The organism is Labrenzia sp. 011 (assembly GCF_003075075.1).
Classification (GTDB): Bacteria; Pseudomonadota; Alphaproteobacteria; order Rhizobiales; family Stappiaceae; genus Roseibium.
Map to the genome: position 1 here is coordinate 1 of NZ_QCYM01000023.1, position 24991 is coordinate 24991.

The 24991-nt window shown below is 62.1% G+C and carries 24 protein-coding genes and 1 pseudogene; 14 read left to right on the forward strand and 11 right to left on the reverse strand.

Annotated elements, in window-relative coordinates; all coding sequences use genetic code 11:
- Positions 1-197 (forward strand): hypothetical protein (locus DCO57_RS23730; RefSeq protein WP_205756220.1); only part of this gene is annotated, 197 nt, incomplete at its 5' end.
- On the opposite strand, the gene DCO57_RS19010 is transcribed toward DCO57_RS23730, so the two are convergent.
- From DCO57_RS19010 to DCO57_RS19035, 6 genes are all read right to left on the reverse strand, one after another.
- Complete coding sequence (locus DCO57_RS19010; RefSeq protein WP_116700498.1) at positions 194-1402, reverse strand: acetyl-CoA C-acyltransferase; 1209 nt, start codon at positions 1400-1402, stop codon at positions 194-196. The two genes, DCO57_RS23730 and DCO57_RS19010, sit on opposite strands and share 4 nt — an antisense overlap.
- Positions 1399-2850, reverse strand: a complete 1452-nt coding sequence (locus tag DCO57_RS19015) for an AMP-binding protein (RefSeq protein WP_116700499.1) — start codon at positions 2848-2850, stop codon at positions 1399-1401. The genes DCO57_RS19010 and DCO57_RS19015 overlap by 4 nt, the downstream gene beginning before the upstream one ends.
- A gap of 39 nt (positions 2851-2889) precedes the next feature.
- Positions 2890-3474 (reverse strand): biotin transporter BioY, encoded by a 585-nt coding sequence (locus DCO57_RS19020; RefSeq protein WP_116700500.1) that lies wholly within the window; start codon positions 3472-3474, stop codon positions 2890-2892.
- Positions 3475-3591: 117 nt separating this feature from the next.
- Positions 3592-4200, reverse strand: a complete 609-nt coding sequence (locus DCO57_RS19025; protein WP_116700501.1) for an energy-coupling factor transporter transmembrane protein EcfT — start codon at positions 4198-4200, stop codon at positions 3592-3594.
- Positions 4197-4973, reverse strand: coding sequence for an ABC transporter ATP-binding protein (locus tag DCO57_RS19030; protein WP_116700502.1), 777 nt, complete (start codon positions 4971-4973; stop codon positions 4197-4199). Before DCO57_RS19030 ends, DCO57_RS19025 begins: the two co-directional genes overlap by 4 nt.
- A 100-nt stretch (positions 4974-5073) precedes the next feature.
- A complete protein-coding gene (locus DCO57_RS19035) occupies positions 5074-6483 on the reverse strand; it encodes a PLP-dependent aminotransferase family protein (protein WP_208978041.1) in 1410 nt (469 codons plus the stop codon).
- Positions 6484-6584: 101 nt separating this feature from the next.
- Here DCO57_RS19035 and DCO57_RS19040 point away from each other — a divergent pair, with 101 nt between their 5' ends.
- A complete protein-coding gene (locus DCO57_RS19040; protein ID WP_116700503.1) occupies positions 6585-7181 on the forward strand; it encodes a LysE family transporter in 597 nt (198 codons plus the stop codon).
- Positions 7182-7227: 46 nt separating this feature from the next.
- On the opposite strand, the gene purU is transcribed toward DCO57_RS19040, so the two are convergent.
- Complete coding sequence (gene purU, locus DCO57_RS19045; RefSeq protein WP_116700504.1) at positions 7228-8085, reverse strand: formyltetrahydrofolate deformylase; 858 nt, start codon at positions 8083-8085, stop codon at positions 7228-7230.
- Between the two features lie 334 nt (positions 8086-8419).
- Between purU and DCO57_RS19050 the strand changes: the two genes are divergently transcribed.
- The gene (locus DCO57_RS19050) at positions 8420-8836 is read left to right on the forward strand and encodes a D-Ala-D-Ala carboxypeptidase family metallohydrolase (RefSeq protein WP_116700505.1); all 417 of its coding nucleotides are present in this window, start codon (positions 8420-8422) and stop codon (positions 8834-8836) included.
- A 32-nt stretch (positions 8837-8868) separates the two neighbouring features.
- Here the strand turns inward: DCO57_RS19050 and DCO57_RS19055 are convergent, their stop codons facing one another.
- Entirely contained in the window at positions 8869-9228 is a 360-nt protein-coding gene (locus DCO57_RS19055) for an ArsC family reductase (protein WP_116700506.1), read from the reverse strand.
- Positions 9229-9481: 253 nt separating this feature from the next.
- On the opposite strand from DCO57_RS19055, the gene DCO57_RS19060 reads away from it, so the two are divergent.
- From DCO57_RS19060 to DCO57_RS19095, 8 genes are all read left to right on the forward strand, one after another.
- Positions 9482-11239, forward strand: coding sequence for an adenylate/guanylate cyclase domain-containing protein (locus DCO57_RS19060; RefSeq protein ID WP_116700507.1), 1758 nt, complete (start codon positions 9482-9484; stop codon positions 11237-11239).
- Positions 11240-11255: 16 nt separating this feature from the next.
- Positions 11256-12425 (forward strand): acetylornithine deacetylase, encoded by a 1170-nt coding sequence (gene argE, locus DCO57_RS19065; protein ID WP_244287977.1) that lies wholly within the window; start codon positions 11256-11258, stop codon positions 12423-12425.
- A 117-nt stretch (positions 12426-12542) separates the two neighbouring features.
- Entirely contained in the window at positions 12543-14126 is a 1584-nt protein-coding gene (locus tag DCO57_RS19070; RefSeq protein WP_116700509.1) for an ABC transporter substrate-binding protein, read from the forward strand.
- Between the two features lie 75 nt (positions 14127-14201).
- The gene (locus tag DCO57_RS19075) at positions 14202-15176 is read left to right on the forward strand and encodes an ABC transporter permease (RefSeq protein ID WP_116700510.1); all 975 of its coding nucleotides are present in this window, start codon (positions 14202-14204) and stop codon (positions 15174-15176) included.
- Between the two features lie 15 nt (positions 15177-15191).
- Positions 15192-16169, forward strand: a complete 978-nt coding sequence (locus DCO57_RS19080) for an ABC transporter permease (protein ID WP_244287978.1) — start codon at positions 15192-15194, stop codon at positions 16167-16169.
- Positions 16170-16175: 6 nt separating this feature from the next.
- Positions 16176-17897, forward strand: coding sequence for an ABC transporter ATP-binding protein (locus tag DCO57_RS19085; protein WP_116700511.1), 1722 nt, complete (start codon positions 16176-16178; stop codon positions 17895-17897).
- Between the two features lie 622 nt (positions 17898-18519).
- A complete protein-coding gene (locus tag DCO57_RS19090; RefSeq protein WP_208978042.1) occupies positions 18520-20109 on the forward strand; it encodes an HAD family hydrolase in 1590 nt (529 codons plus the stop codon).
- 105 nt (positions 20110-20214) lie between these two features.
- Positions 20215-22011, forward strand: a complete 1797-nt coding sequence (locus DCO57_RS19095; protein WP_116700512.1) for an IlvD/Edd family dehydratase — start codon at positions 20215-20217, stop codon at positions 22009-22011.
- Between the two features lie 71 nt (positions 22012-22082).
- On the opposite strand, the gene DCO57_RS19100 is transcribed toward DCO57_RS19095, so the two are convergent.
- The 3 genes from DCO57_RS19100 to DCO57_RS19110 all read right to left on the reverse strand — a co-directional run bounded on the left by DCO57_RS19100 (position 22083) and on the right by DCO57_RS19110 (position 23091).
- Positions 22083-22418, reverse strand: coding sequence for a chlorhexidine efflux transporter (locus tag DCO57_RS19100; protein WP_133192710.1), 336 nt, complete (start codon positions 22416-22418; stop codon positions 22083-22085).
- A gap of 96 nt (positions 22419-22514) precedes the next feature.
- On the reverse strand, positions 22515-22832 hold the full coding sequence (locus DCO57_RS19105; protein ID WP_116700514.1) for a type II toxin-antitoxin system RelE/ParE family toxin: 318 nt from the start codon (positions 22830-22832) through the stop codon (positions 22515-22517).
- A 4-nt stretch (positions 22833-22836) separates the two neighbouring features.
- A complete protein-coding gene (locus DCO57_RS19110; RefSeq protein WP_116700515.1) occupies positions 22837-23091 on the reverse strand; it encodes an addiction module antitoxin in 255 nt (84 codons plus the stop codon).
- Between the two features lie 125 nt (positions 23092-23216).
- Between DCO57_RS19110 and DCO57_RS23960 the strand changes: the two are divergent.
- From DCO57_RS23960 to DCO57_RS19125, 3 genes and pseudogenes are all read left to right on the forward strand, one after another.
- Positions 23217-23321: pseudogene (locus DCO57_RS23960) on the forward strand (IS6 family transposase); the annotation flags it as partial.
- Between the two features lie 390 nt (positions 23322-23711).
- Positions 23712-24380, forward strand: coding sequence for a hypothetical protein (locus tag DCO57_RS19120; protein WP_116700516.1), 669 nt, complete (start codon positions 23712-23714; stop codon positions 24378-24380).
- Positions 24381-24662: 282 nt separating this feature from the next.
- A complete protein-coding gene (locus DCO57_RS19125; protein ID WP_116700517.1) occupies positions 24663-24944 on the forward strand; it encodes an SCP2 sterol-binding domain-containing protein in 282 nt (93 codons plus the stop codon).
- Positions 24945-24991 lie beyond the last annotated feature (47 nt).

The following is a 24991-nucleotide window of genomic DNA, read 5'->3' on the forward strand; positions in this document are numbered from 1 at the left end:
ACCTTGCAGCCCGGAACACGATGTCCGATTTTCAGGAATTTAGGACGAAAAACCCTCTCGCCAGCGACGTTGCCGCCGTCGATGAGCCGCGTTATACGCAGCACACTCCACACCGTCAACTCCTGAATTCGAAAAAAATCAAAAAACCCGAAAAAACTTTCAGTGCCGATTTTTTTTCGGCGAAATCATGCGGTTAGTCGTTACCCGCCTTTGCTCTTCGCGGGTCCGGACCGGCCTCCACAACCAGTCCTGCGGCCAGTCCGCCGGCTGCCGCAATCAGCGCCATGCCCCGGAATTGGGCAGACTCGGCGAGATCCTCCTGCAACCGCAGCCGCTCAAACAATTGCACCGCCAGAACAGCGCCGGAAGCGCCGACCGGATGGCCGCGTGCCAGGGCGCCGCCGAGCGGATTGAGGCGGCGGGGATCGATCCCGAGGTCCTCCACCGTGACCATGGCCTGAACCGCATAGGCTTCCATCAGTTCCACCGTGGTCAGGGACGCTGCCTCCAGGCCGAGACCGGCAAGCAGGCTCCGGGCAACCGCGATCGGGGCCAGGGCGGGCGCGGCCGGATCGCCGCCCGCGGTCAATCCGGCGACGATGCGCATCGAAGGTCGCCCGTTTTCCGCCGGACAGGTCCTAGTCAGGCAATCTTCCGCTACCAGCAGGACCGCGGCAGCCCCATCTGCCTGGCAGCAGATGGTTGCAGCACTCAGGCCGGTGTCTCCGGATCCGGCCAGAACAGGGGCGCGCAGGGCGGTTTGCAAAGACAGCGCTCTCGTGAAGCTGTCCCGATCAGCTCCCGGTTCCTCCACTTGCACCAGTCTGTCGCGCAAGGCGTTGGCCGCCTCGGCGGCCTTGGCATGCGACTGAACGGCGAAGTCCGCCTGGACCGTGCGCAACACGCCCCGTTCCGCCGCCAGCCGTGCGGCCGCAGCCGCCAGATCCGGATCCTCATAGGGCGGCGGCGCAAAGGCGGGCCGGTCATAGGCCACGGGCCGGGCCTCAGCGGACTGCGGACGGTGCATGCGAATTGGTGCCCGGCTGAAGCTTTCCGTGCCACCTGCCAGCACACAGTCGGCCGCCCCCGCCTCGATCATGCGGGCGCCGAGCAGGATGGCATCGAGACCGGAACAGCATTGGGTGTCCACGGTGAGCGCGGGAACGGAGGGCGGCAGGCCCGCACGCAGGGCGGCCAGGCGGGCCGGATTGCCGCCGCCATAAAGCGCATTGCCCAGAATGACATGATCGATCCGGCCTTCAGACAGCCCGCCATCGGCGATGAGCCGGGCCAGAACCGACGCGGCCAGCTCATCCGCCTGAAAGCGGGACAGGGCGCCACCGCGCGGGGCGATGGCCGTGCGTCTTGCCGCAGCAATGACAACCCGACGTCTTGCGGTCATGCCTTCTCCCTGCCTTGCTCCCCAAGAAGATCAGAAACGATCCGTTGAATATCCGGCTTTCCGCCGGCGGTCAGAGGGAGGCTTTCGCGGATATGGAAATTCCGGGGCACCTTTCCGGCGGCCAGACGGTCCCTGCAGTGACGCTGAAGAACATCTGCCGGGTCGGTCAATGGCCTGCAGAGCTGCACGACCGCTTCCAGCCTCTGGCCCCGGACGCTGTCAGGAAGACCGGCCACGACAGCCACCGCGACGGCGGGATGATCCACCAGGACCGCTTCGACCTCCTCCGGATAGACATTCAGTCCACCGGTGATGATCATCCGGTTGCCGCGCCCGGTCAGAAACAGAAAGCCGTCACTGTCGAGAAAGCCGTTGTCGCCGAAGGTCAGCCAGCCGTCGTGCCAGCGGGTCTGCGGTGCCTCTCCACAGATATAGCCGGAAAACAGCATGCCGCTCCTGACCCAGACAGGACCGGAGCGGCCTGCGGCTGCCGGGTTCCGCGGATCTCCAATGACGATCCGAACGCCCGGTGCGGCACGCCCGACCGAACCTGCGGGCACAGTGTCCTCAGGCGCAGCGATGGCAATGAAACTGGTTTCGGAGGCGCCGTAGAATTCGATCAGCCGGGCCTGCGGAAAGACACCGGCGAGGGCCTTGCGATCCTCCTCCCCCCATTTGGCGCCACTGGCCAGCACCTGGCGCACGGCTTCGACCGGCCCCAGGCGGCGTGCCGCCGCGCACAGATAATGAAGCTGGGTGGGCGTTGCATAGAGCGTGGCTCCGGATCCGGCGGATGCGAGTTCCGCCAGCAAGTTGCGCGGATCGAAGCGCGGCAGGAGAACGACCTCCCGGCCATAAGCGAGACCGCAGACGGCACCATAAAGATGCAGGGAGTGGGTCAGTCCGCCGGGCAGAACCACGCGATCCGCCTGCGCGGGACCGAACATGCGATTGCTGAGTTCGAAACTTTCCAGCCAGGAGCCATGGGTGCGCACATAGCCCTTGGGCAGGCCGCTGGTGCCGGACGTGAAGCCTGCATAAAAGAGATCCGCCGCTTCGGGTGGCGCATCCGTGTCCGCCGCATCCGGTACCGGCCGCGGCGCAAGGTGGCGGCGGGCAGCGGCAAACGACCCGTCGTCGATGCAAAGGTCCGGCTTCACCCCGGCCAGAATGTCGGATTTCAGGCCTGCGGGCCAGGCAGCATCGGCGACCACCGCAATCCGCCCGGTACGGGCGCAGGCAAAGAAACAGATGAGCAGCGCAGCCGGGTCCCTCAAAAGCAGGAGGATCCGGCCAGCGCGCGGCGCGTGGCTGCGAAGATGGCCTTCAACCGCCGCGATGTCGCGCAGCAGTTCCCGCCACGTCCAGCCGGCAGAGCCGCATCGCAGAGCGGCGCCGTCCGGGTTTTGCGCGGCAAAGGCCGTCAGATTGTCGCCGACAAATGCCATGGCGGGGCGGTTCCGAATGCGGCTCTCTTCACAGCCCGGTCAGTTCACCGTCTTGTCGTTCGCACCGGTCGGCGTGCGGGAGAGAACGGCTCCCGGCAGGCCGCGGGCAACCGTCTGGGTGATCAGCGCGGCCAGAACGACCTTGATCAGATCGCCGGGAATGTAGATGACGCTGGCAAGGGCCGCTTTCGGCAGGGACAGGCCCGCCATGAGGGCGACGCCGGGAACCCCGAAGGCATAGACCACGACAATTCCGCCAAGAGCCGCCGAGAGGCCCGCCGCCGCCAGGATGTTCATGTCGGACGTGGCGCGCATGACCCATCCGGCAACGAAGGCGCCGACCGGCCAGCCGATCAGAAAGCCGACGGACGGTGTCATGAAGACACCCCAGCCGCCCCGGCCACCGGACAGGAAGGGGGCGCCGAGCGCGACGAGAAACAGAAAGAGCAGAACAGCGAGCCCGCCGCGAACCGGCCCGAGCATCACGCCGGCCAGCATCACGCCGAGGGTCTGCGCGGTAATGGGCACGCCCCCCATGAGCGGAATGGCCACGGGCGGCACGAGCCCGAGGGCGGCAATCAGCGCGGCGTAGAAGGCAACATGCACGAGGGACCGGTCAGTCATTTGTTTTTCCTTGGTTTCCTGTTTGACGACCCGCGGAGGGCCTCAGCAGTGCAGTCATCTGCCGGGGCGATAGCGCAGATCCACGGCGAAGGCCAGACCCGAGCGGCATGTTCCTGCTCAACCCGAGAGTCCCTCGGAGCCGCCGCGAGCCTTCAGGGCTTCGGCCACATTATCCGACATGCGCAGCGATTGAACAGCAAAAGGCGCCAGCAGCCGCCAGGAGGTTCTCGATCCCGTCCGTGCCTGCCAGGCTTCCCGCAGCATGGAAAAGATCTGCGTCATGTGCGGCGCGAAGCGCAGGGCCAGCGCCACGCCCAGCGCCGGTTTGCGGGAGGACAGGCCGACCCATTCAAGAGGCCGGAAGAGCGGGCGGACAGCTTCCAGCATATCGTCCAGGCGCGTGGTCACCGAAACGAAATTCGCCGCCAGGAACATGACGACCAGCCGCAGCACAACCGCAATGCCCTCCATGAGCGTGCCGGACAGCCAGTGCAGGGCAACCAGAATGACGAGAAACACCGTCAGACCGCGCAGCAGCTTCAGCTGCGCCAGCCCCTGTCTTCCCAACGAGGCATACAGTGCGACAACGGCGGCCAGACAGGCCAGGAAAATCCAGATCGAGGCGGTCTGGAACAAAAACAGGCTGCCGATGGCCACCGCCAGGAGCTTGACCCCGGCGGGCGTCCTGTGCGCCCAGCTGTCGCCTCTGAGATAAATCGAGATCAAAGGGCCGCGAGCTCCGCTTCCGTCCCCAGCCTGCGGCGGATGTCGGCGGAATAGGCCGGCAGGACCGTGTCGGGAGGTCCGTCCATGCGCAGACGCCCGTCCTCCAGCCACAGGATCCGGTCGAATCCGGCCAGATGACCCAGGTCGTGGCTGACCATGACGATCTTCTGCGGCAGGGACAGGAGCTTGTCGCGGATCCTGCCGGTGGCGAGCGCGTCCAGACTGGTCAGCGGTTCGTCAAGAACCAGCAGCCTCGGCTCCATGACCAGGACGGCGAGGATGCAGATGAGCTGCTTCTGTCCCCCGGACAATTCTGCTACCGGGCTGTCCGCAAGTTGCCCGCAGCCATGGCGGGCGAGAAAATCCCGGGCGCGGGCGCGGCTTTCGGTCTTGTCCGCTCCGAGTTGCGTCAGTCCGAAGGCGATCTCCTCCTCGACCGTCGGAAAAATGGCCTGATGATCCGGGTTCTGGAAAACGAAGCCCACATGGCGCGGCAGTTCCGGCAGGGCCCGCTCGCCCGGCGCCCCGAATAGGGTGAGGCTGCCGGCGTCCGGTGTTCTCAGCCCGTTCAGCAACCGGACGAAGCTGCTCTTCCCGGAACCGTTGAGGCCGATCACGCCGATCCTGTGCTCCGACAGGGTCAGGGACAGCCCCTGCAGAATACGCCTGCCGCCGATGGAAAGCCCGATGTCATGGAACTCCGCATAGGGACTCGCCTCGGGATCACAGACGCGCGGCCGCTGTTTCCTGGTGTTTTTCCGCCAATACGCCATGTCACCTCGTCGCCGGACGTTGCAGGACGGCCGGTTCCAACCCTTGTCGCGCCGCTTATTGACCGGTCCGTGCCGGTTGTCAAAGCCTCTGCGGGCGGGCTCAGCCTACCGGCCGCGTCAGTTCCGGCAAGTCAGCCAATTGGTCGATCGTCGCCCTGACCTTTCCGAGAGCCCAACGGAAACGGTCTTCGCAGTCCTCCGATCCGAAAGTGATGCGCAGATAGGGGGCGGGTGTGTGATCCCGAACCTGAAAATATCTCGACGAGAGAACCGCGACACCCTGGTGGCCAAGCGTGGCCTGAAGCGTATCGGGATCGACAGTGTCCGGCAGCCGCAGCCAGCCGAACACCTTGTCCGGCCCGCCTTGAAGAAAATAGGGCGACAGGAGATCCTGCGCATGCAGGAACCGGACACGGTTGGCCTTCCGCTTCAGGCGCAGCGCCTTGAACAGATGCCCCTCCCGGACCCAGCCGGCGATCAGTTCGGCGGTGATCGGCGAGGCCATCCAGGTGCTTTCGCCGATCTTGTTGCGGATGCTGTCGCCAAAGGCGGCCGGCACGTGGACAAAGCCGATCCGGCTGCCGGGAGAACAGACCTTCGATATGCTGGCGATCGACGCGGTCCGTTCCGGGGCGAGCGCTCCGAAAGCGGGCAGGCTTTCCGGCAGAAACGGCGTGTAGGGATCGTCCTCCACGATCCTGATGTCATGGGACCGCGCCACGCGGACAAGATCCTGCCGTTCCTCCACGGACATGGTGTGGGTGGTCGGATTCTGCATGTTGGGCATCAGGAAAACCCCCTTGACGCCGTGGGTTTCCGCCGCCCGGGCAAGCGCTTCCGGATCCATGGCGCCGAAACCGCCGTCCGCCCGCCGCAGGGCCGGCAGGGGAACCGGTTTCAGACCGATGCCCGCCAGGGAACTGAAGATCGACGGATAGGTAAAGCGGTCAACGGCGATTGCGTCGCCGGGTCTGAAGAGCGCCTGACAGGTCACCTGGATGCCGTGCTGGGCGCCGCAGGTGACGGCAACACGGGCCGGATCGGCGTCGAGACCGTAATCCTTGAAGACGAGAACCCCGGTTTCCCGGTGCGCCCTCAACCCCTCGGAGGGCACGAAACCGTTCAGCCGGTCGATGCCGAACGTGCGGGCCATGCGCATGAGCCCGTCGGACAGGCTCGGATTGAGATGCGGATAGGCGAAATTGCGGGCCAGATCGACAGCATCGGGTTCCTCTTCCCTGGCGATCAGCGGGGAGACCTTCTGCTTTTCCGGGGCGACATAAGTGCCGCGGCCGGTCTCGCCCTTCACCAGCCGGCGCCGTTCCGCCTCGCCATAGGCCCTGGTGACGGTCCCAAGGGTCACGCCCAGCCGGTAGGCCAGTTCCCGCTGCGGCGGAAGCCGGTCCCCCTGCGCCAGGGAACCGCTGGCGATATCGGCCTCCAGAGCGTCGGCGATGGCCAGATAAATCGGCCCCTGCGCCGCCGTGATGTCCGGGATCCACATTGTCATGAGAACAATGTTATCATTGACGGATACAATTTCTCAAGACACTTGGTATTTCCGTGATTTTGTATCGATTGTATCGATCTCTTGCCGTCCGGAGACAGACCATGGATCTTGCCACGTTGCTCGCCTTCGCGGTCTTCGTCATCGTGATGACCGGAACGCCGGGTCCGGGGAACCTGACCTTCCTGGCGGTCGGCGCCTCCGCCGGATTCCGCAGGGCGTTTCCGATCATCGTCGCCTCCCAGATCGGGGCAGTGCCGCTGCAGCTCGGCGTTGCCTACGGTCTCGGCCATGTCATGGCCGGCGGCGGTCCGGTGGTCGTCCTCTTCAAGGGCCTGAGCATGGCCTATATGACCTATCTCGCCTGGCGGATAATTTCCCTCTCCGTCAAGCCGAAGGGCGAGGTTGCCCTGCCGGGCTTCAGGGAAGGCCTCTTGATCCATCCGCTCAGCCCGAAGACCTGGGCAATGAACCTGGCGGCCTTCTCGACCTTTCTGGCCGGAAACGGTCTCGGCGTACATGAAAACGCGATGATCCTGGTCACCGGCTTCGTGCTCGGCGGCTCGGTGTTTCATTCGCTCTGGGCACTGGCCGGCGTTTCCATCCTCGCGCTGATCGGCGACGGCCCCCTGATGCGGGCGATCACCATCGCGATGGCGGTGGCGATGATCGCCGCCACGCTCTGGTCGCTTGTGCTGTGAATGCCCGAAACTGCGGGCAAAACGATCCGGCCTTGTCCCCTTCGGATTACGGGGTGAAGACAATCGTCTTGTTGCCGACGATCATCACCCGGTTCTCCAGATGGTATTTCACCGCACGGGCAAGGACGCGGGCTTCGATGTCCCGGCCACGGGCGACGAAATCCTCGGCGGACAGGGCATGGCTGACCCGTTCCGCATCCTGTTCGATGATCGGCCCCTCATCGAGATCCGGCGTGACGTAATGGGCCGTGGCGCCGATCATCTTCACGCCGCGCGCATGGGCCTGGTGATAGGGTTTGGCTCCCTTGAAGCTCGGCAGGAAGGAATGGTGAATGTTGATCACCTTGCCGAACAGCCGCTTGGACAGGTTGTCGGACAGCACCTGCATGTAGCGGGCCAGCACCACCAGATCGGCACCGGTTTCCTTGACCAGTTTCAGCAGCTTGTCTTCCTGCTCGGCCTTGTTTTCCTTCGTCACCGGCCAGTGATGGAAGGGAATGCCTTCATGTTCGGCCGTCCGCCGGCCGTCCGCGTGGTTGGAGACGATCGCCACGACTTCCGCATCCATCCAGCCGACGCGGATCTGATAGAGAAGGTGCAGCATCGCGTGATCGAATTTCGACACCATGACAATCACCCTCGGCCGTCGGGCCGTATCGACCAGCTTCGCCTTCATGTCGAACCGGCTGATGACCGGATCCAGCGACTTCTGAACGCTTTCCAGCGAGACGCCTTCCGGGGCCAGAATGGCGATCCTGAGGAAGAACTGATTGGTGACCCGGTCCCAGAACTGATCGCTTTCGGCGATATTGGCGCCGAAATCCGCCAGTTCCGTCGTCACGGCCGCCACGATTCCGGGCTTGTCAACGCATGACAGCGTCAGAACGAATAGGCTATCGGACATCTTCTTACGTCTCCAAATTGTCCCAGGACCCTTTCACGGCCGGCTTGTGCCGGTCATCAGGTCGTATTCTTCAGCAGCTTCCGCAACAGCATGACCCTGCAATACCGGCACAGCGGCATGAAAATCCGACAGGGGCCGACAATTGCGGCGCCATCCGGGAAGGGCATACCCGATCGGGCACCGCCGTGCACCCGAATTGGCACAGCCGAGCGGTAGAGGAACTATTCCGATTCATGATCGGTTAACCAAGTTTTTCATCACATTTTTAATCAAATTGTCTGAGCCTGTGCGCGGGGGACGACATTGCAATCAGTTTCGACAAGGCTTGCCCGTCATGCGTCAGCGCCTCATCGCCTGGATCGTATTCATTGGATTTATCGCCACGCTCACCGGCTGCGGCACCGTTGCCGGTGTGACCGGCATGGGCTGGGTGACCGCATCCCACAATTCGATCGAATATGACGACAGTTCCTGGTGCGTGCCGCGCAAGCTGAAAAAAGTGCTCAACCGGGTCGCCAAGCGCTACGGCAAGGTCACCGTGCATTCCACAAAGCGCTGGTGGCTGGAAAACTGGTGGAAGGGCGGTGCCCGGAACTCCTATCACCTGAACTGCCAGGCAGTGGATTTCTCGGTCGCCGGCAACCCCTCTTCCGTCAGCGCCTTTCTGAAAGCGCAGAAGGAAGTCGGCGGCTACAAGCACTATGCCTCCGGCCACTACCACATCGACACCGGCCCCCGGCGCACCTGGTAGTCCGGACGCCGGTGCGCGCCAGGATCTGGCACCTATTTAAGTTCGCCCAGTTCCAACGCCATTTCCCAGGCAACGGGGTCGAACCCGATGAAGTTCTTCGTTTCGCATTCGACGATCGGACGCCTGATTGCCGAGGGGTGCTCGCTCATGATCCTGAGAGCGCTGACGGCGTCTACGACGGAGTCCTTGATCTCGTCATCCAGTTTCCGCCAAGTGGTGCCGCGCCGGTTCAAAACCGTGTCCCAACCGAATTCGCCGACGAAGGTCGCCAGCTTGTCCGCATCCACCCCGTCCTTGCGGTAATCGTGAAATTCATATTCAAGTCCCGCCTCCTCGAGAAATGCCCGGGCTTTCTTGACGGTGTCGCAGTTCCTGATGCCGTAGACCTTCATGTTCCGATATCCCCGTGAAAATGTCCTGCGGGACAGTTGCGTCTGGCGGATCGAGTTTCAAGCACCCGGAAAGACTTTCCACCATTGGAGCCCCCGCCGGGTTGACCGGAAGGCGCGGGCGCGTCACTGATCCCCCGCCCGACAGTCCGGCCGGCGCCCCGGTCTTTGCAATCCTGCCGCTTTGCTGCATTCATACGATTCGGCCCGCCTGCAGGAGGCGCCGCCAAACCGGCAAGGATGCCTGGAGAACTCCATGAGCGTACCCGCAGCTGCTTCCGTTCCCGCCCAACCGGCCTCCCGGCAGGCCAAGGCCGGTTTGCGGCAGGGTTCCGGCAACTGGCGCCAGCGCCTGAGGCTGTGGAGCGGGCTGATCCTCTTCACCTTCTGCCTCAGTCACTTCCTCAACCACGCTCTCGGCATCATTTCCGTCGAGGCGATGGACAAGGCCTCGGCCTGGCACTACTGGGTCTGGCGCAACCCGTTCGCAGAGGCGCTTCTTGTGCTGGCGGCTCTGACCCATGTAACGCTTGCCCTGTGGCGCACAGCCCGGCGCCGGACGCTGAAGATGTCGCGCTGGGAATTCTGCCAGCTGGCGCTCGGCCTTTACATCCCCTGGTCGCTGATCCCCCATGTGGCCTTCACCATGGGGCTTGCCTGGGAATTCGGATTCTCGCCGGTCTATTCGCAGATGCTGACCATGCTGTGGCCGCAAGGCGCCCTGACCCAGTCCATCCTGCTGCTGGTTGTCTGGTCTCACGCCATGATCGGCCTTCATTTCTGGCTGCGGCTCTATCCCCTCTACCGGCGCCTTCTTCCGCTGGCCGCCACATTTGCCGTCACAGTGCCCGTGCTTGCGCTGTGGGGCTGGATCGAAGGCGCCCGGCGTCTGGCCCTGAGCCGGGATATCGCCGTGCAAGTCACGGCCGACCAGCGGCTGTGGGCCGAAAGTCTGGCCTTTCAGCTCCGGGCGGTTGTCTTCGGCCTCATCCTGATCAGCCTTCTCATCGTGCTGATCCGCTATCTTGTTCAGCGCTTTGCCTCCGGGATTTCGGTCACCTATCCCGGTGGTCTCAAGATCCGTGTGTCTCCGGGACCGACACTTCTGGAAATGAGCCGGATGAAGGACGTGCCACATGCGGCCGTCTGCGGCGGGCGGGCGCGCTGCTCGACCTGCCGTGTGAGAATCGTGGAAGGCGGAGATACGCTTGATTTGCCGGGGCCGGCGGAATCGGCCGTGCTTTCCAGAATTTCGGCCGGGGAAAACGTGCGCCTCGCCTGCCAGATCCGGCCCCGGGCAAATATCGAGATTCAGCCGCTGGTGCCGGTGCGGGCGGCGGAGGGCTCCATGCGGCATCTCCAGGATGCCTATTTCTGGGGCGTGGAACAGGTCGTGACGGTGATGTTCGTCGACCTGCGCAACTTCACCCGCATCACCGAATCCCAGCTCGCCTATGATGTGGTGCATCTGCTCAACAGCTATCTCGATCAGGCCTCCGCAGCCATCCGCGCCGAAGGCGGTCATGTCGACAAGTTCATCGGCGACGGCATCATGGCCATCTTCGGCATGGAGACCGACGCCGCCACCGGTGCCCGGCAGGCCCTTCTGGCCAGCAAGCGCATCGAAGATGTCATGGCGTCCCTGGAGGCGGAAAAGGGGCCGCAGTTTCGCGATCCGATCCGTCTCGGAATCGGACTTCATCTGGGCCCGGCCATCCTGGGCCGGATCGGCGCGGCAGGCACCAACGGTGGACGGGGCGGCCTGACCGCTCTCGGCGACGTGGTCAACACGGCCAGCCGGCTGGAAACGGAAAACAAGGCTCACGGAAGTTTCCTTGCCGTTTCCAAGGCGGTGACCGACGCCGCAGGTGCCGAGATTTCCGGAGCGCAGACTTCGGAAATCAAGTTGCGGGGCAAGGAAAACGCCCTGCAGATATTCACGATGGTCAGCCTGGAGGGCCTCCAGGTGCCTGACGCGGAAACGAGCCGCAAAAGCGCTGCGGCCACGCGATGAAAACCCTGGAGGAAACGTGAGCCAGACCTGTTCACCGCGCGAGATGCTGAAGAAACTGATCTCGTTCAACACGATATCGGACCGCAGCAATCTCGCCCTGATCGACTTTGTCGAGGACTATCTCGCCGGACTGGGCGTGGCATCGACCCGTGTTGCGAGCGACGACGGCATCAAGGCGTCGCTTCACGCCAGGATCGGTCCGGAGGTCGACGGGGGCGCCGTTCTGTCGGCGCACACGGATGTGGTGCCTGTGGAGGGCCAGGACTGGTCACATGACCCTTTCACCGCCCGGGAAGCCGACGGCCGGATTTACGGACGCGGCGCGGCGGACATGAAAGGTTTCGCCGCGACGGTGCTGGCGAAGGTGCCCGATTTTCTGGCGGCCGACCTCGGCAGACCGGTGCATATCGCCCTGTCCTACGACGAGGAGACCGGCTGCACCGGCGTCACGCCGCTCATCGAGGACATGCTCGCGCAGGGGCCGCGCCCGCAGTTCGTCATCGTGGGCGAACCCACCGGCATGAAAGTGGTGACCGGTCACAAGGGAATTGTCGTTCTCAAGACCCGAATCCGCGGGCACCCGGTGCATTCCAGCCAACTGCACCGGGGCGTTTCCGCCATTTCCGCGGCGGCAAAACTGATTAGCTGGCTGGATGGCAGAACCGCGCAGAACAGGGAGAAGGCCGATCCCGCCTGTCCCTTCGATCCGCCCTACACGACCCTTCATTGCGGCGTGATCCAGGGCGGGCAGGCGCATAACATCACGTCGGAACACTGCGAATTTGTCACCGATATCCGCATGTTGCCGGGTGAAAGGGCGGAAGACTGGGTGGCGGCCTACCGATCGTTCATCGAGCGCGAAGTATTGCCGGACATGCAGGCGATTTCAGCGAACTGCCGGATAGATGTGGAGGAAATCGCAAATGTACCCGGCCTCAGGGAAGAAGAAGATGGCCACGCCGAAACGGTCGCGCGGCGTCTGACCGGTGACAATGCCCGCAATGTGGTGGTTTACGCCACCGAAGGCGGCATTTTCCAGAATCACGGGTTTTCCACGGTCATCTGCGGTCCGGGATCCATCGACCAGGCGCATCAGCCTGACGAGTTCATCGAACTGGCAGAACTGGACCGCTGTGCCGACTTTTTGCACAGACTGACAGCCGGATTGGCGCAAATAGACTCCTAAACCGGTTTGAAAGCGGGCAGTTACGGTGTCATAGTTCCCGAGTACAGGGCAGGCGTGCAACTTCGGAACGTGCCAAAGCACTCGGATTGCATTTCGGGAAACCGGAAAGAGGGGAAAATGATCAGGAAATCTTTTGTGTTCGCCACAGCTTTACTTGTGGCAGGATCGTGTACCGCTGTTCAGGCTGAAACACTCAAGTTCGCCTTTCAGGGTACTTTGAACGCGCTGGATCCTTACAGTCTCAACGAAACTTTCACGTTGTCGTCCCTCGGGAATACCTACGAGGGACTGACCCGACGGGCTGCTGATCTGTCGATCGAGCCCGGTCTGGCGGAACGCTGGGAGATCGTCGAGCCGAATCGGTGGCGGTTCTACCTGCGCAAGGGCGTCAAGTTCCACAATGGCGGCGACTTCACCGCAGAGGATGTGGCCTTTTCCGTCGATCGCGTCCGCTCCGAGGGATCCGATCTGGCCACGCGGGTGCCCGCCGACGCCAAGGTCGAGATCGTGGACGATTATACGGTCGATTTCGTCCTGACCGGCCCGAACCCGATCCTGCATTACGAGTGGGACACGTTCTACATCATGGACAAGGAATGGACGACCGAGCACGACGCGGTCCGGGTCACATCCGCGTCCGACACCGCCGCCAACTACGCGGCCCTGCATGCGAACGGCACCGGCCCGTTCAAGATCACCAGCCACGAAGCGGGTGTGAAGACCGTCTTCGAAAAGAACGACGACTGGTGGGATGAGGCGACGCACAATCTCGACACGGTCGAGTTCACACCGATTTCCTCCGATGCGACCCGTGTCGCGGCCCTTCTGTCCGGCGAACTGGACATGGTCTATCCGATTCCGGTCCAGGACATCAAACGCGTCAACGACAATGCCGGCACGATCGCCCTGACCGGGCCTGAGCTGCGGACCATTTTCCTGGGCATGGACCAGATGCGCGACGAACTGCTCTATTCTGACGTGAAGGGCAAGAACCCGTTCAAGGATGCCAGGGTCCGCAAGGCCGTCTATCAGGCCATCGACATCGAGGCGATCAAGAAGAAGGTCATGCGCGATCTGTCGACGCCGTCCGCCATCATGATCTCGCCGTTCCTGTTCTCCAGGGCAGGTGAATTCGAGCGCTATCCGTACGACCCGGAAGCGGCCAAGGCCCTGTTGGCCGAAGCGGGATATGCGGACGGGTTTTCCGTCGGCATGGATTGTCCGAACGACCGCTATGTCAACGACGAGGCCATCTGTCAGGCGGCCGCGGCCATGCTGGCGCGAATCGGCGTGAAGGTGAATCTAAACGCCCAGCCGAAAGCCAAGTATTTCGCCAAGATCCTGGCTTCGGGCGGCTATGACACGTCCTTCTATCTGCTTGGATGGACACCGGGTTCCCTCGACAGCTGGAACGTGCTCGACAACCTGATGAACTGCCGGGACGAGACCGGCGCCGGCTCGCCGTTCAACAATGGCGGTTTCTGCGACGCCCGGATCGACGAACTGAGCGACCAGATCCTGGTGGAAATCGATCCGGACAAGCGGGACGAGCTTATCGCCGAGGCCTTCAGGATCAGTCATGACAACGCCTACTACATTCCGCTGCATCAGCAGGGTCTTGCTTGGGGCGTTTCCGACAAGGTGCAGCTCGTCCAGCGTGCCGACAACCAGTTCAAGTTCCGCTTCGTGACCAAGAACTGACCGCGCTTTCGAACGCTCCTCGCTCCCGGCCCCCGGCCGGGAGCGTCTTTCATCTTCCCAGACCAAAGAGCCGATATGATTGGTTTCGCGACGCGCCGCTTCGTACAGGCGATGATTGTCATGCTGGTGGTGGCGCTTCTGTCCTTCACCATGTTCCGTTTTGTCGGCGATCCGATCAACCAGATGGTCGGTATCGAAACTTCCCTGGAAGACAGGGAAGCCCTGCGGGAACGGCTCGGGCTGAACGACCCGATTCCCCTTCAGTTCTACCATTTCATTTCCCGGGCGGTGCGGTTCGACTTCGGCACCTCCTACCAGTTCCGCCAACCCGTCTCGGAGCTTTTCGCCAAGCGCATTCCGGCAACGCTCGAGCTGAGTTTCACGTCGGCACTCTTCGCCCTTATCGTCGGCGTGCCAATGGGCCTCTTCGCCGGCCTCAACCGGGACTCTTCCATCTCGAAACTGTTTCTTTCGGTATCGCTCATCGGCATTTCCCTGCCGACGTTCTTCATCGGGATCCTGCTGATCTTCCTGTTTTCCGTGACCCTGCAATGGCTGCCGAGCTTCGGCCGCGGCGAAACCGTGCAGATCGGCTCCTGGTGGACCACCGGGTTCCTGACGGTGTCCGGCCTCAAGGCCCTGGTGTTGCCTTCGATAACCCTCGGGCTCTACCAGATGACGCTGATCATGCGGTTGATCCGCGCCGAAATGCTCGAGGTCATCCGGACCGACTACATCAAGTTCGCCCGCGCCCGCGGCCTGCCGGACCGGCTGGTCAATTTCCGCCACGCGCTCAAGAACACGCTGGTTCCGGTGGTGACCATCACCGGACTGCAGCTCGGTTCGATCATCGCCTTCGCGACCATCACCGAGACCGTGTTCCAATGGCCCGGCATGGGGCTCATGTTCCTGCAGGCGGTGCAGAACGTCGATATTCCGATCATGTCGGCCTATCTGATGCTGACCGCCTTCATGTTCGTGGGCATCAACTTCATCGTCGACATTCTCTATTTCCTCATAGACCCGCGCCTGCGGGTCGGCCGGCCGTAAGGGAGACCCCAGCCAGTGCCTACCGTCTCCAATGAAGAAGCCAAGGCCGATGTCCCTGAGCGAAGCGAAGCGGCTGCGGCCACAGGGCGGCTGACCCGGATGCTGGAAAGCGACTTCCTGCATGCCTTTCTCCGCTCCAGGGTCACGGTGGTTGCAGCCTGCGGCACGCTGACTCTATTTCTGCTCGCCTTCCTGGCGCCGTGGATCGCCCCGCACGATCCCTTCGACCTGGCCTCGATATCCATTCTCGACGCACGCGTTCCGCCGATCTGGATGGAGTATTCCGACCCGCGCTTTCCACTGGGAACCGACGACCAGGGCCGGGATCTTCTTTCCGGCATCTTCTACGGCATGCGCATTTCGCTGATCGTCGGGTTCTGTTCCGTCGCCGCCGCCGCCGTGATCGGCATTACGCTCGGCCTGGTCGCAGGCTATGCGGGCGGGCGGGTCGATGCGCTGATCATGCGCATCGCCGATGTCCAGCTGACTTTCCCGGCGATCCTGATCGCGCTGCTGATCGACGGTGTCGCGAACGGCATTTTCGGTTCGCTCGACCGCGACGTCTTTGCTTTCTACATCCTGATCGTGGCGCTGGCCCTGTCCTTCTGGGTCCAATACGCGCGCACCGTGCGCGGCTCCACCATGGTGGAGAAGAACAAGGAATATGTTCAGGCCGCCCGGGTGATCGGGCTTCCGCCGGTCATCATCATGGCGCGTCATATCCTGCCCAACGTCATGGGGCCGGTGATGGTGATCGCCACCATCAATCTCGCACTGGCGATCGTGACGGAAGCGACCCTGTCCTTCCTGGGGGTCGGCATGCCGCCCACCCAGCCGTCCCTCGGCACGCTGATCGCCATCGGCAACGATTTTCTCTATTCCGGAGAATGGTGGATCGCGATCTTTCCCGGTCTCGCGCTGGCCCTGCTGGTCCTGAACGTCAATCTTCTGGGCGACTGGCTGCGCGACGCCCTCAACCCGAAACTGCGGTGAGGTGACATGAGCGTTCTTGAAATCAAGGATCTCACGGTTGAATTTCCCGGCCGCAAATCCGTCTTCGTCGCCGTCGACGATGTCACCCTGAGTGTCGATGCCGGAAAGATACTCGGCGTGGTCGGGGAATCGGGTGCCGGCAAGTCGACGGTCGGCAATGCGGTTATCGGCCTGCTGCAGGAACCGGGCCATATCGCCGGGGGAGAGATCTTCCTGCACGGCCGGCGCATCGACCAACTCCCCTATAGGCAAAAGCGCCTTTTGCGCGGCCGCAAGATCGGCATGATCTTCCAGGACCCGCTGACCTCGCTCGACCCGCTGCAGACCGTCGAATCCCAGCTGGTGGAAACCATCCGCACCCATCTGCCGCTCTCCGCGAAGCAGGCGCGGCAGCGGGCCGTGGAACTGATCGACGCGGTCGGCATTCCCGACCCCGCCGAACGCATCGGTCAATATCCGCACCAGTTTTCCGGCGGCATGCGCCAGCGCGTGGTCATCGCCCTCGCCCTGTGCGCGGAACCGGAACTGGTGATCGCCGACGAACCGACCACCGCTCTCGACGTTTCCATTCAGGCGCAGATCCTGGAGCTGATGAAAAAGCTCTGTGCGGAGCGCAACGTGGCCATGATGGTGATCACCCACGATATGGGTGTCATCGCCGACATCACCGATCATGTGGCGGTGATGTATCGCGGCAGGCTCGTGGAATACGGGGAGACGAACCAGGTTCTCGGCGCACCGGACCACCCCTACACGCGGAGCCTGGTGTCCGCCGTGCCGCGGCCGGATATCAAGGTCGACCGGTTCCCGGTGGTGGACTACATCGAGAAGGCGGGAGCGCCGCAGCGCAAGATCGACATTTCAAGCCACTGGCTCGGCAAGGCCCGTGACTTCAGCGCGGTGTCCGGCCCGCTCGTGCGGATCCGTGACCTGGACATGCGCTTCGAGACCCGGGGATCGATCTTCCCGTCCAGACGGAAATACTTCCAGGCGGTCAGGAAGGTCAGCTTCGATATCGAACAGGGTGAAACCTTCGGGCTTGTCGGGGAAAGCGGTTCGGGCAAATCGACCATCGCACGACTGGTAACGGGCCTCTACCAGCCGACGGACGGCACCATCCTGTTCGGTGAAACGGAGCTCACTTCGCTGAAGAACCGCAAGGATGTTCTGGCGATGCGCCGCCAGATGCAGATGATCTTCCAGGATCCCTATTCGTCGCTCAACGCGCGCATGCGCGTGAAGGAGATCATCGCCGAGCCGATCAGGTTCCACAAACTGGCCTCCGGCAACGCGGAAGTGCGCCGGATCGTCGACGATCTTCTCGATCATGTCGGCCTGGGCACGGCCGCGGGACAGAAATTCCCGCATGAATTTTCCGGTGGTCAACGCCAGCGCATTTCGATTGCCCGAGCCCTGGCGACCCGGCCGCGCTTCCTGATCTGCGACGAGCCGACGTCCGCGCTCGATGTTTCCATCCAGGCCCAGATCCTGAATCTTCTGAAGGACCTTCAGGAGGAATTGCAGTTGACCATGCTGTTCATCAGTCACGATCTGGCCGTGATCCGGCAGATGTGCAACCGCATCGGTGTCATGCGCAACGGCGAACTGTGCGAGGTTTCCGGATGCGACCAGCTGTTCGAAGCACCGCAGCATCCCTATACGCGCGAACTTCTGGAGCTGATGCCCTCCATGGAGCTGCTGTCGCGCGCCAATCTGGCAACCGCCTGATTGCAGAAGCAGGTCCGGTAAGTCCCTGAAGACGAGTCTTTTTTCGGATTCTCCCGAGTCGCGCAGTTGACTCGGGCAAGAGGTGTGATTCCCGCTTCGGCGGCGGCGATAACCACAGTGGAGTGCGCACCCGGCAGATTTTGCCTCCCCCCGCCGTCACGCCTTGTCCGGTACAGAAGAACGCCCCGGAACCTCGCCGGAGATGGCAGTCAAACGACCTGTTTCACGGTGGAGAAATTACCTGTTGGGTACATTCCGATTCAGGCGAACTAAAAAGGTGAGCGCCACCGCGCGCCCCGTAAACCTACCTTCCGTCAAAAGGGTGTTTTTTCAAAAAATACTTCCGCCATTCTTGACAATACATCGGCTCCTGAAGACCGTTGCCTGTGAAACTTGTAGCCGGCGAAGAAGTCGTGGTGCGGCGGATCGCGGAAAGCCTCGGCACTTTTGCCATGCCTCCGCTTTGAGCTGCGTCCAGCCCCTCGCATCTTGCGGCTGCGCCATTGCCCGGCGCTCCCCCGTCCCGCATTTTCAATCGCGTTCCCAAGATGCGGTCCCGATCCATGCGGCATCCATGCAAGACGGGGGCACAGCTCAAAACACCAGGCGAAAGTTTCCGGCCATGCCGCAAAGATCTCTCACATCAACCCTGTGGCTCCTGTTCTCCGGGATGTCGGTTGTCTTTCTGGTCTTCGCCATGAGTGCGATGTCCTGGCACGGCGGCGAAGCGCCCCGCACGGTATTGGTTTTCGGCAGGTACAGCGTCCTGTTCTTCAGCATGTTTTCCGCGATCTTTTCGCTTCTCGCCCTGTCCTATTCGCTCAATTGCATGACCGGCCGCCCGCTCACCCTGGTGACCATTGCGGCCAGTTGCTTTCTTCTCGGTGTCACCACGGTGATCCTTCTGACCGGGACCCCATCCGACACTGCCGGCGTACCGGCTGTCTGCGCAGCCGTCATGATGGCGCTGCGTTCCTTCGGTGTTGCCCTGCTGCCGCCGCGTGGCGACCGGAACGGGCTGCGGGAAGCCAGCTGGTCGCTCGCGCTGGCGGCGGTGACGGCCTGGATCTGGTGGTTCATCGACCCGGCCCTGATGCCCGGCGCCATGGCGGCCGCGCTGCTGCTGTCCTGGCCGCATCTGATCGACGGGATCAATGCCTTCGCCGACAAGGTGTTTCACGCGGCAGCACTGGCGGCCGGCGCGCGCGATCTCGGTCCGGGTGCCTTCACACGGATTGCCCGGGCCCGGGACATCGTCATCGACAAGGCTGCGGTGATGTCCGGCCCGGACCTGATGGTCACCAATGTGATGGCCTTTGACAACGAGCCGAAAACGCTGCTCGCCGTGGCTGCCTCGGCCGAAGCCCAGTCCAGCCATCCGGTTGCCCTCGCCCTGCGCCAGCTTGCCTCCCAGTGGCATGTGGCGGTCAGGACGCCGGACCGGTTCGAGCCGGCGCCGGGGCTCGGTGTGGTTGCCCTGCTGGGCGGTCAGACCGTGGTGATCGGCACCACCAAGCTGCTCAGCCGGCTCAAGATCGACAGTTTCACCGCCGATGCGATCGCGCGGTCGCTGGAGGCGGACGGCAAGACCGTGTTGCGCGTCGCCGTCGGCGGCAGGGTGGTGGGAGTGCTGGGCCTTGAGGGAACCCTGCGGCAGGACGCAGGTGTCGCGGGCCACGCCCTGCGCAACCAGGGGCTGGCCCCCTGGCTTTTCAGCGGCGACAGCGAAAAGACCCGCAAGGCGCTTGGCGACATGCTGGGGCTGAAGCTGTTCGACAAGTCCAGACCCGGCGAAACCGCCCGGGACGCCGCCTGCAGGGCCGGGCTGGGGGCTCCGCTCGTGCTTACGCTTTCCCAGGACCGCGCCACCCTGGAACTGCGGGATTGCGCGCCCGCCGGGGAAGAAGAGGCTGAAGACGTGCCGATAGCCGTCAGCAACACGGATGACATCGGCGCGTTTCCGGCGCTCAAGTCCCTTGCCATGCGCCGCAACCTGCTTGCGTTGCACGCCAGACGGCTTCTGACCGGAATCTGGGCGCTGGCCGGTCTTTCCGGCGCCTGTTTTCTCGCGCCCCTTTCCGTCGCGCCGATGCTGTTTGCGCTTTGCCTGGCGATCCTGTGGGCCTTCGCGCGGTTTTCGGTTGCCGGGAGCGCGCGCAGACCCGCCGATGGGTTTCCCGGTTCCGTGAATGCGGGCCATGCCGCCGTTTAGGTCCACTGGGTACCGAATTGCCCGGCCGGCGCCTTTACAGCGTCGTGGAGCTGGTGTTTATCCACTTGACGCGTTTAAAGCGATTAAGTTGAGGGAGCAGGCTCCATGAGCGACACCAAACAACCGAAGCTGCGGTCTGCGGCATGGTTCGACAATCCTGACAATCCGAGCATGACCGCGCTGTATATCGAGCGCTATCTCAACTACGGCATCACCCGTGAAGAGCTGCAATCCGGCAAGCCCATCATCGGCATTGCCCAGACCGGGTCCGACCTCTCCCCCTGCAACCGGCATCACCTGGAACTTGCCAAGCGCGTGCGTGAAGGAATCCGCGAGGCCGGAGGGATCGCTTTCGAATTCCCGGTCCATCCGATCCAGGAAACCGGCAAGCGCCCGACCGCGACCCTCGACCGCAACCTTGCCTATCTCGGCCTGGTCGAACTGCTCTACGGCTATCCGATCGATGGTGTCGTACTGACCATCGGGTGCGACAAGACGACACCGGCCTGCCTGATGGCCGCGGCCACCGTCAATATTCCGGCCATCGCGCTGTCCGTGGGCCCGATGCTGAACGGCTGGCACAAGGGCGAGCGCACCGGATCGGGCACCATCATCTGGAAGGCGCGCGAAATGCTCGCCGCCGGCGAGATCGACTACGAAGGTTTCATGGATCTCGTTGCCTCCTCGGCGCCCTCCGTCGGCTATTGCAACACCATGGGCACGGCGACCACGATGAATTCTCTCGCCGAGGCGCTCGGCATGCAGCTTCCCGGCGCGGCGGCGATCCCCGCCCCCTACAGGGAGCGCGGCGCGATCTCCTACGAGACCGGAAAACATATCGTCGACATGGTGCGCGCAGACCGCAAACCCTCCGATGTCATGACCCGCAAGGCTTTCGAGAACGCCATCGTCGTCAATTCGGCCATCGGCGGCTCGACCAACGCGCCGATCCATCTGAACGGCATCGCCCGCCATCTCGGCGTCGAACTGGACAACGACGACTGGCAGACGCTCGGGCACGACGTGCCGCTGCTGGTCAACCTGCAGCCGGCCGGGGAATATCTCGGCGAGGACTATTTCCATGCAGGCGGCGTGCCTGCGGTCGTGGCGGAACTGATGCGCCACGGCAAGCTGCCGCACCCGGACGCGATCACCGTCAACGGCAAATCCATAGGTGAAAACTGCGAGGGCATCATCACCGACCTGCCAGATGTGATCAAATCCTATGACAAGCCGATGATGGAGCGCGCCGGCTTCATCAATCTAAAGGGCAATCTCTTCGACAGTGCGATCATGAAAACCAGCGTGATCTCCGAGGAATTCCGCAACCGGTATCTCTCCAACCCGGACGACCCGGAAGCCTTCGAGGGCCGGGCCATCGTTTTCGAGGGGCCGGAGGACTATCACCACAATATCGACAATCCGGATCTCGACATCGACAAACATTGCATGCTGGTCATCCGCGGCACGGGCCCGATCGGGTATCCGGGCGGCGCGGAAGTGGTCAACATGCAGCCGCCGGCAGCGCTGATCAAGCGGGGCATCACCTCGCTGCCGTGCATCGGCGACGGCCGCCAGTCGGGAACCTCCGGCTCGCCGTCGATCCTCAATGCCTCTCCGGAGGCGGCCGCCATGGGCGGGCTGGCGCTTCTGAAGACCGGCGATCCGGTACGGATCGACCTGCGGAAAGGCACTGCCGACATCCTGATCTCCGACGAGGAACTGGCCCGGCGGCGCGCCGAGCTTGAGGCGGCAGGCGGTTTCAAATATGCCGAAAGCCAGACCCCCTGGCAGGAAATCCAGCGCTCCATGATCGGCCAGTTCGACAAGGGCATGGTGCTGGAGCCGGCCGTGAAATACCAGGACGTCGCCCACAAGGGCCTGCCGCGCGACAGTCACTGACCCGACAGCGGTGGGCGTCTACATCATCAGGCCCGGTCAATTCTCTCTGTCGAAACTGGGAAGACGCGGTCCTAACCAAGTGTGAAGACGTAGGTGAAGGCGACCACAAAACTTGTCACAACAATATCGGTCGCCAAGGCTTCAAGGATCGTTAGGCCGAACCACAACGTGTAGATCGGCAGCGACGTGATCAGAAGCGACAGTTCGAAACCAACAGCATGCAGAACACGGCCAAACGGCGTCCGATTCGATGACACGCATCCCCTTCGCGCACCTAGGTGATCCACAATCCAGATGTAGACGAGGCTGATCAGCACCGCCTTGAGCGAGAGGACCAGACCAAGCACACCGATATCCATGAGGCTCTTGTCGAAGAACGCAGCACCTGCGGGGATCAGGAAAGCCATGATGTAAATCGGCTCCACGGAGTAACCCCATCGGCATAAGCAAATTCAATAACTTGCGATGTTGATCAGCCTCGGGTCCCCACGCTTGTTCACAGATTAGCCTACACCGAAGTCATGCCGGAACCGGTCGATCTGATGCATGCGCTCATGCAGGATGGTCACGACCCCGATGTCGCCATTCGAGAGATGTCGCCAGTAGACGAAATGGCGCTCGTAGCGAAAGAAAAACCCCTCAACGCCGAATTCGGCCGGGATAGGTTTTGATGCGACACCGTGGGCATTGATCCTGTCGAAGGCCGCGAACAGACCGGTGACATACTTCTCTGCCTGATCATCTCCCCACCTGTCACGGGTGTAGCGGTAGATATCATCAAGGCGATGGGACGCTCCTTCCTGTATACGGATAGCGGGCATCGGATCAGGCCCGGTTCCGCGCGATAACCTCGGCAGCAGTCAGTGGTTGATACGTCTCCTCGGGGGCTGCGAATGCGTGGGTCAGCTCGCCCTTCAGCCGATTGAAGGCTTCCTGCTCTGCCCTCTCCTTGTCACGCCGGATCAGGTCGCGGATGTACTCGCTGACGTTCTCATAGGACCCGTCATCGCCTACGTTAGCCGACACGAAATCACTCAATGCTCCACCAATGCGGACGGTTATCGTGGTTGTTCGGGACATGGCACTTCACCCCTCACTTCATGTGTATTCAATATAACCAAAAACGCACACAAAACAATAATGGGCTGCGCACTACTCCTCCCGATCATCGTTCACGCCGCAAGGGCTCCCGCATTCCCAGGTAGATCATTTCCTAGGCGGTTTGGGCGTATCATTGCATCGCGTTGAGAACGGCAGACGTTGAAGCCCTCCGGGCGGAGCGGGGTATTTTTGTCAGCCGTGAAACGGTCTCCAGCGCATCAATAGCCTGGCCCCAGGTCGGCCCACTCACGGTTTCCACCTGATGTGCGCGCCTGTCCTGAGCGTAAACTCTGAGAAGGCTGTTCATCCTGTTTGAAAGTCTGAAGGTGTTTGCGACCAAACACTCCCCGAAAGGTTTCAAGGCGAACAACCCGAACAAGTTGGAATTTCCAACGCATCTGAACATTCGACCGCTTCGTGCGTTCTTCTTAAACAAGGGATTCTGATTGCCCTCAAGATTTATGGCAAATCTGAAATCCCAAGGTCCGCTTTCCAGACAAAATCCTTCGAGGCTGCCGTTTTCGGAGCCTTTCATCTATGGAGAAGCGTTCCTGCCGATAAGAAACGCACCAGTCACGGGGAAAAGGGGCCGGAATATTATGTGGAATTTCATCCAACAGAACCACGGTGCGATCAGCGCAATCGCGTCGATCCTGACGCTAGCTATATGGGCTCTCTATTTCCAACTGCTCCTGAACAGCTATAGGCACCGCATTCGTCCGAAGATCAATATCAATCGGGGAGGGGGCCGCACGAGTGCCGCCAGATGTGTGATCAGCAATATGAGTGCCGAAGCCATCTACATTGAGGCAATCGCACTTACACTCGGGGACGGCCACCGGCGAAGTGTTTGCCAGTTGAGCGAGCTTGAGGTGTCTCTCTCAAGCGAGAGCGATCCGCGTTCGCAAATCTTTCAGGGGCCGCTGAACAGCGGTGAATTTATCGATATCGGCACATTTGACAGCCTAATCGACCGGGCCAGAAATTCCTTTGCCGAACAGGAAGCCCTTAGAAACGATACGGAAAAGCTTCAAGTGATGGTCGTCGGTAACTATACCGGAGACGACGGCCTGATCGCGGCAGAACGCAGTTATGAGCTGGAACTGAAGGAAGAGAAGCGGCTCTTGATTTCAGACACTGTATCGACGCGGCAGGTCCGGTCGAGGCACGAACTCCGAAATATCGAGAAGTTCATGCTGGAATGGGGGCGTTTCGCAAACGCCAGTCAAAGGACAATTTCAAAGGACGGCAGTTTGAAGCGTGGCTGATCATTCAGGCGGTTTCCTGGTATCTGCGCTATTCGCTGTGAACAAGCCTGGGGTCCTGCGGTTAATCGGCATCGCAAGTTATTGAATTTGCGTATGCCGATGGGGTTACTCCATGGAGCTGCTTCACACTTTGCCGTTAATGCAACGGTCCCGTTTCCTGCCGGTTTTCTGTTTGACGATGCAAGAGCGAAGACGCGATATTCGCACTTGACGATTACGTAAACGGCATGCTTCAAGAGCACTGGGAAAGGCCGCAGGCCTCAGTCAAACGGGAGAAGACAGATGTCCCTGGAAAAGCTTACCGAAGGCGTCCGCGCGAAGGTTGCCGATGGCGGTATCGAAGAAAGCGTCAAGTTCGATCTCGGCGAAACCGGCATCATTTATCTGCAGGGTTCCGCAGTCTCCAATGAAGACCAGGATGCCGACTGTACGATCAACATGAGCGCCGAAGATCTGGAGGCGCTGCTGGCCGGCGACCTGAACCCGACGGCCGCCTTCATGGGCGGCAAGATGCAGGTGGAAGGCGACATGAGTGTCGCCATGAAGCTGGGCAGCATCGTCTAGGCCTTTCGGCAACGCAAAAACGGTGTCTCAGCCGGCCCTCGGGGCCG

Bases quoted from the DNA above. Each gene is read 5' to 3' on its own strand.
- DCO57_RS19010 (WP_116700498.1), bottom strand. From the start codon at position 1,402: ATGACCGCAAGACGTCGGGTTGTCATTGCTGCGGCAAGACGCACGGCC.
- DCO57_RS19015 (WP_116700499.1), bottom strand. From the start codon at position 2,850: ATGGCATTTGTCGGCGACAATCTGACGGCCTTTGCCGCGCAAAACCCG.
- DCO57_RS19020 (WP_116700500.1), bottom strand. From the start codon at position 3,474: ATGACTGACCGGTCCCTCGTGCATGTTGCCTTCTACGCCGCGCTGATT.
- DCO57_RS19030 (WP_116700502.1), bottom strand. From the start codon at position 4,973: ATGGCGTATTGGCGGAAAAACACCAGGAAACAGCGGCCGCGCGTCTGT.
- DCO57_RS19035 (WP_208978041.1), bottom strand. From the start codon at position 6,483: ATGACAATGTGGATCCCGGACATCACGGCGGCGCAGGGGCCGATTTAT.
- DCO57_RS19040 (WP_116700503.1), top strand. From the start codon at position 6,585: ATGGATCTTGCCACGTTGCTCGCCTTCGCGGTCTTCGTCATCGTGATG.
- purU (WP_116700504.1), bottom strand. From the start codon at position 8,085: ATGTCCGATAGCCTATTCGTTCTGACGCTGTCATGCGTTGACAAGCCC.
- DCO57_RS19050 (WP_116700505.1), top strand. From the start codon at position 8,420: ATGCGTCAGCGCCTCATCGCCTGGATCGTATTCATTGGATTTATCGCC.
- DCO57_RS19055 (WP_116700506.1), bottom strand. From the start codon at position 9,228: ATGAAGGTCTACGGCATCAGGAACTGCGACACCGTCAAGAAAGCCCGG.
- DCO57_RS19060 (WP_116700507.1), top strand. From the start codon at position 9,482: ATGAGCGTACCCGCAGCTGCTTCCGTTCCCGCCCAACCGGCCTCCCGG.
- DCO57_RS19070 (WP_116700509.1), top strand. From the start codon at position 12,543: ATGATCAGGAAATCTTTTGTGTTCGCCACAGCTTTACTTGTGGCAGGA.
- DCO57_RS19075 (WP_116700510.1), top strand. From the start codon at position 14,202: ATGATTGGTTTCGCGACGCGCCGCTTCGTACAGGCGATGATTGTCATG.
- DCO57_RS19085 (WP_116700511.1), top strand. From the start codon at position 16,176: ATGAGCGTTCTTGAAATCAAGGATCTCACGGTTGAATTTCCCGGCCGC.
- DCO57_RS19090 (WP_208978042.1), top strand. From the start codon at position 18,520: ATGCCGCAAAGATCTCTCACATCAACCCTGTGGCTCCTGTTCTCCGGG.
- DCO57_RS19095 (WP_116700512.1), top strand. From the start codon at position 20,215: ATGAGCGACACCAAACAACCGAAGCTGCGGTCTGCGGCATGGTTCGAC.
- DCO57_RS19100 (WP_133192710.1), bottom strand. From the start codon at position 22,418: ATGGCTTTCCTGATCCCCGCAGGTGCTGCGTTCTTCGACAAGAGCCTC.
- DCO57_RS19105 (WP_116700514.1), bottom strand. From the start codon at position 22,832: ATGCCCGCTATCCGTATACAGGAAGGAGCGTCCCATCGCCTTGATGAT.
- DCO57_RS19110 (WP_116700515.1), bottom strand. From the start codon at position 23,091: ATGTCCCGAACAACCACGATAACCGTCCGCATTGGTGGAGCATTGAGT.
- DCO57_RS19120 (WP_116700516.1), top strand. From the start codon at position 23,712: ATGTGGAATTTCATCCAACAGAACCACGGTGCGATCAGCGCAATCGCG.
- DCO57_RS19125 (WP_116700517.1), top strand. From the start codon at position 24,663: ATGTCCCTGGAAAAGCTTACCGAAGGCGTCCGCGCGAAGGTTGCCGAT.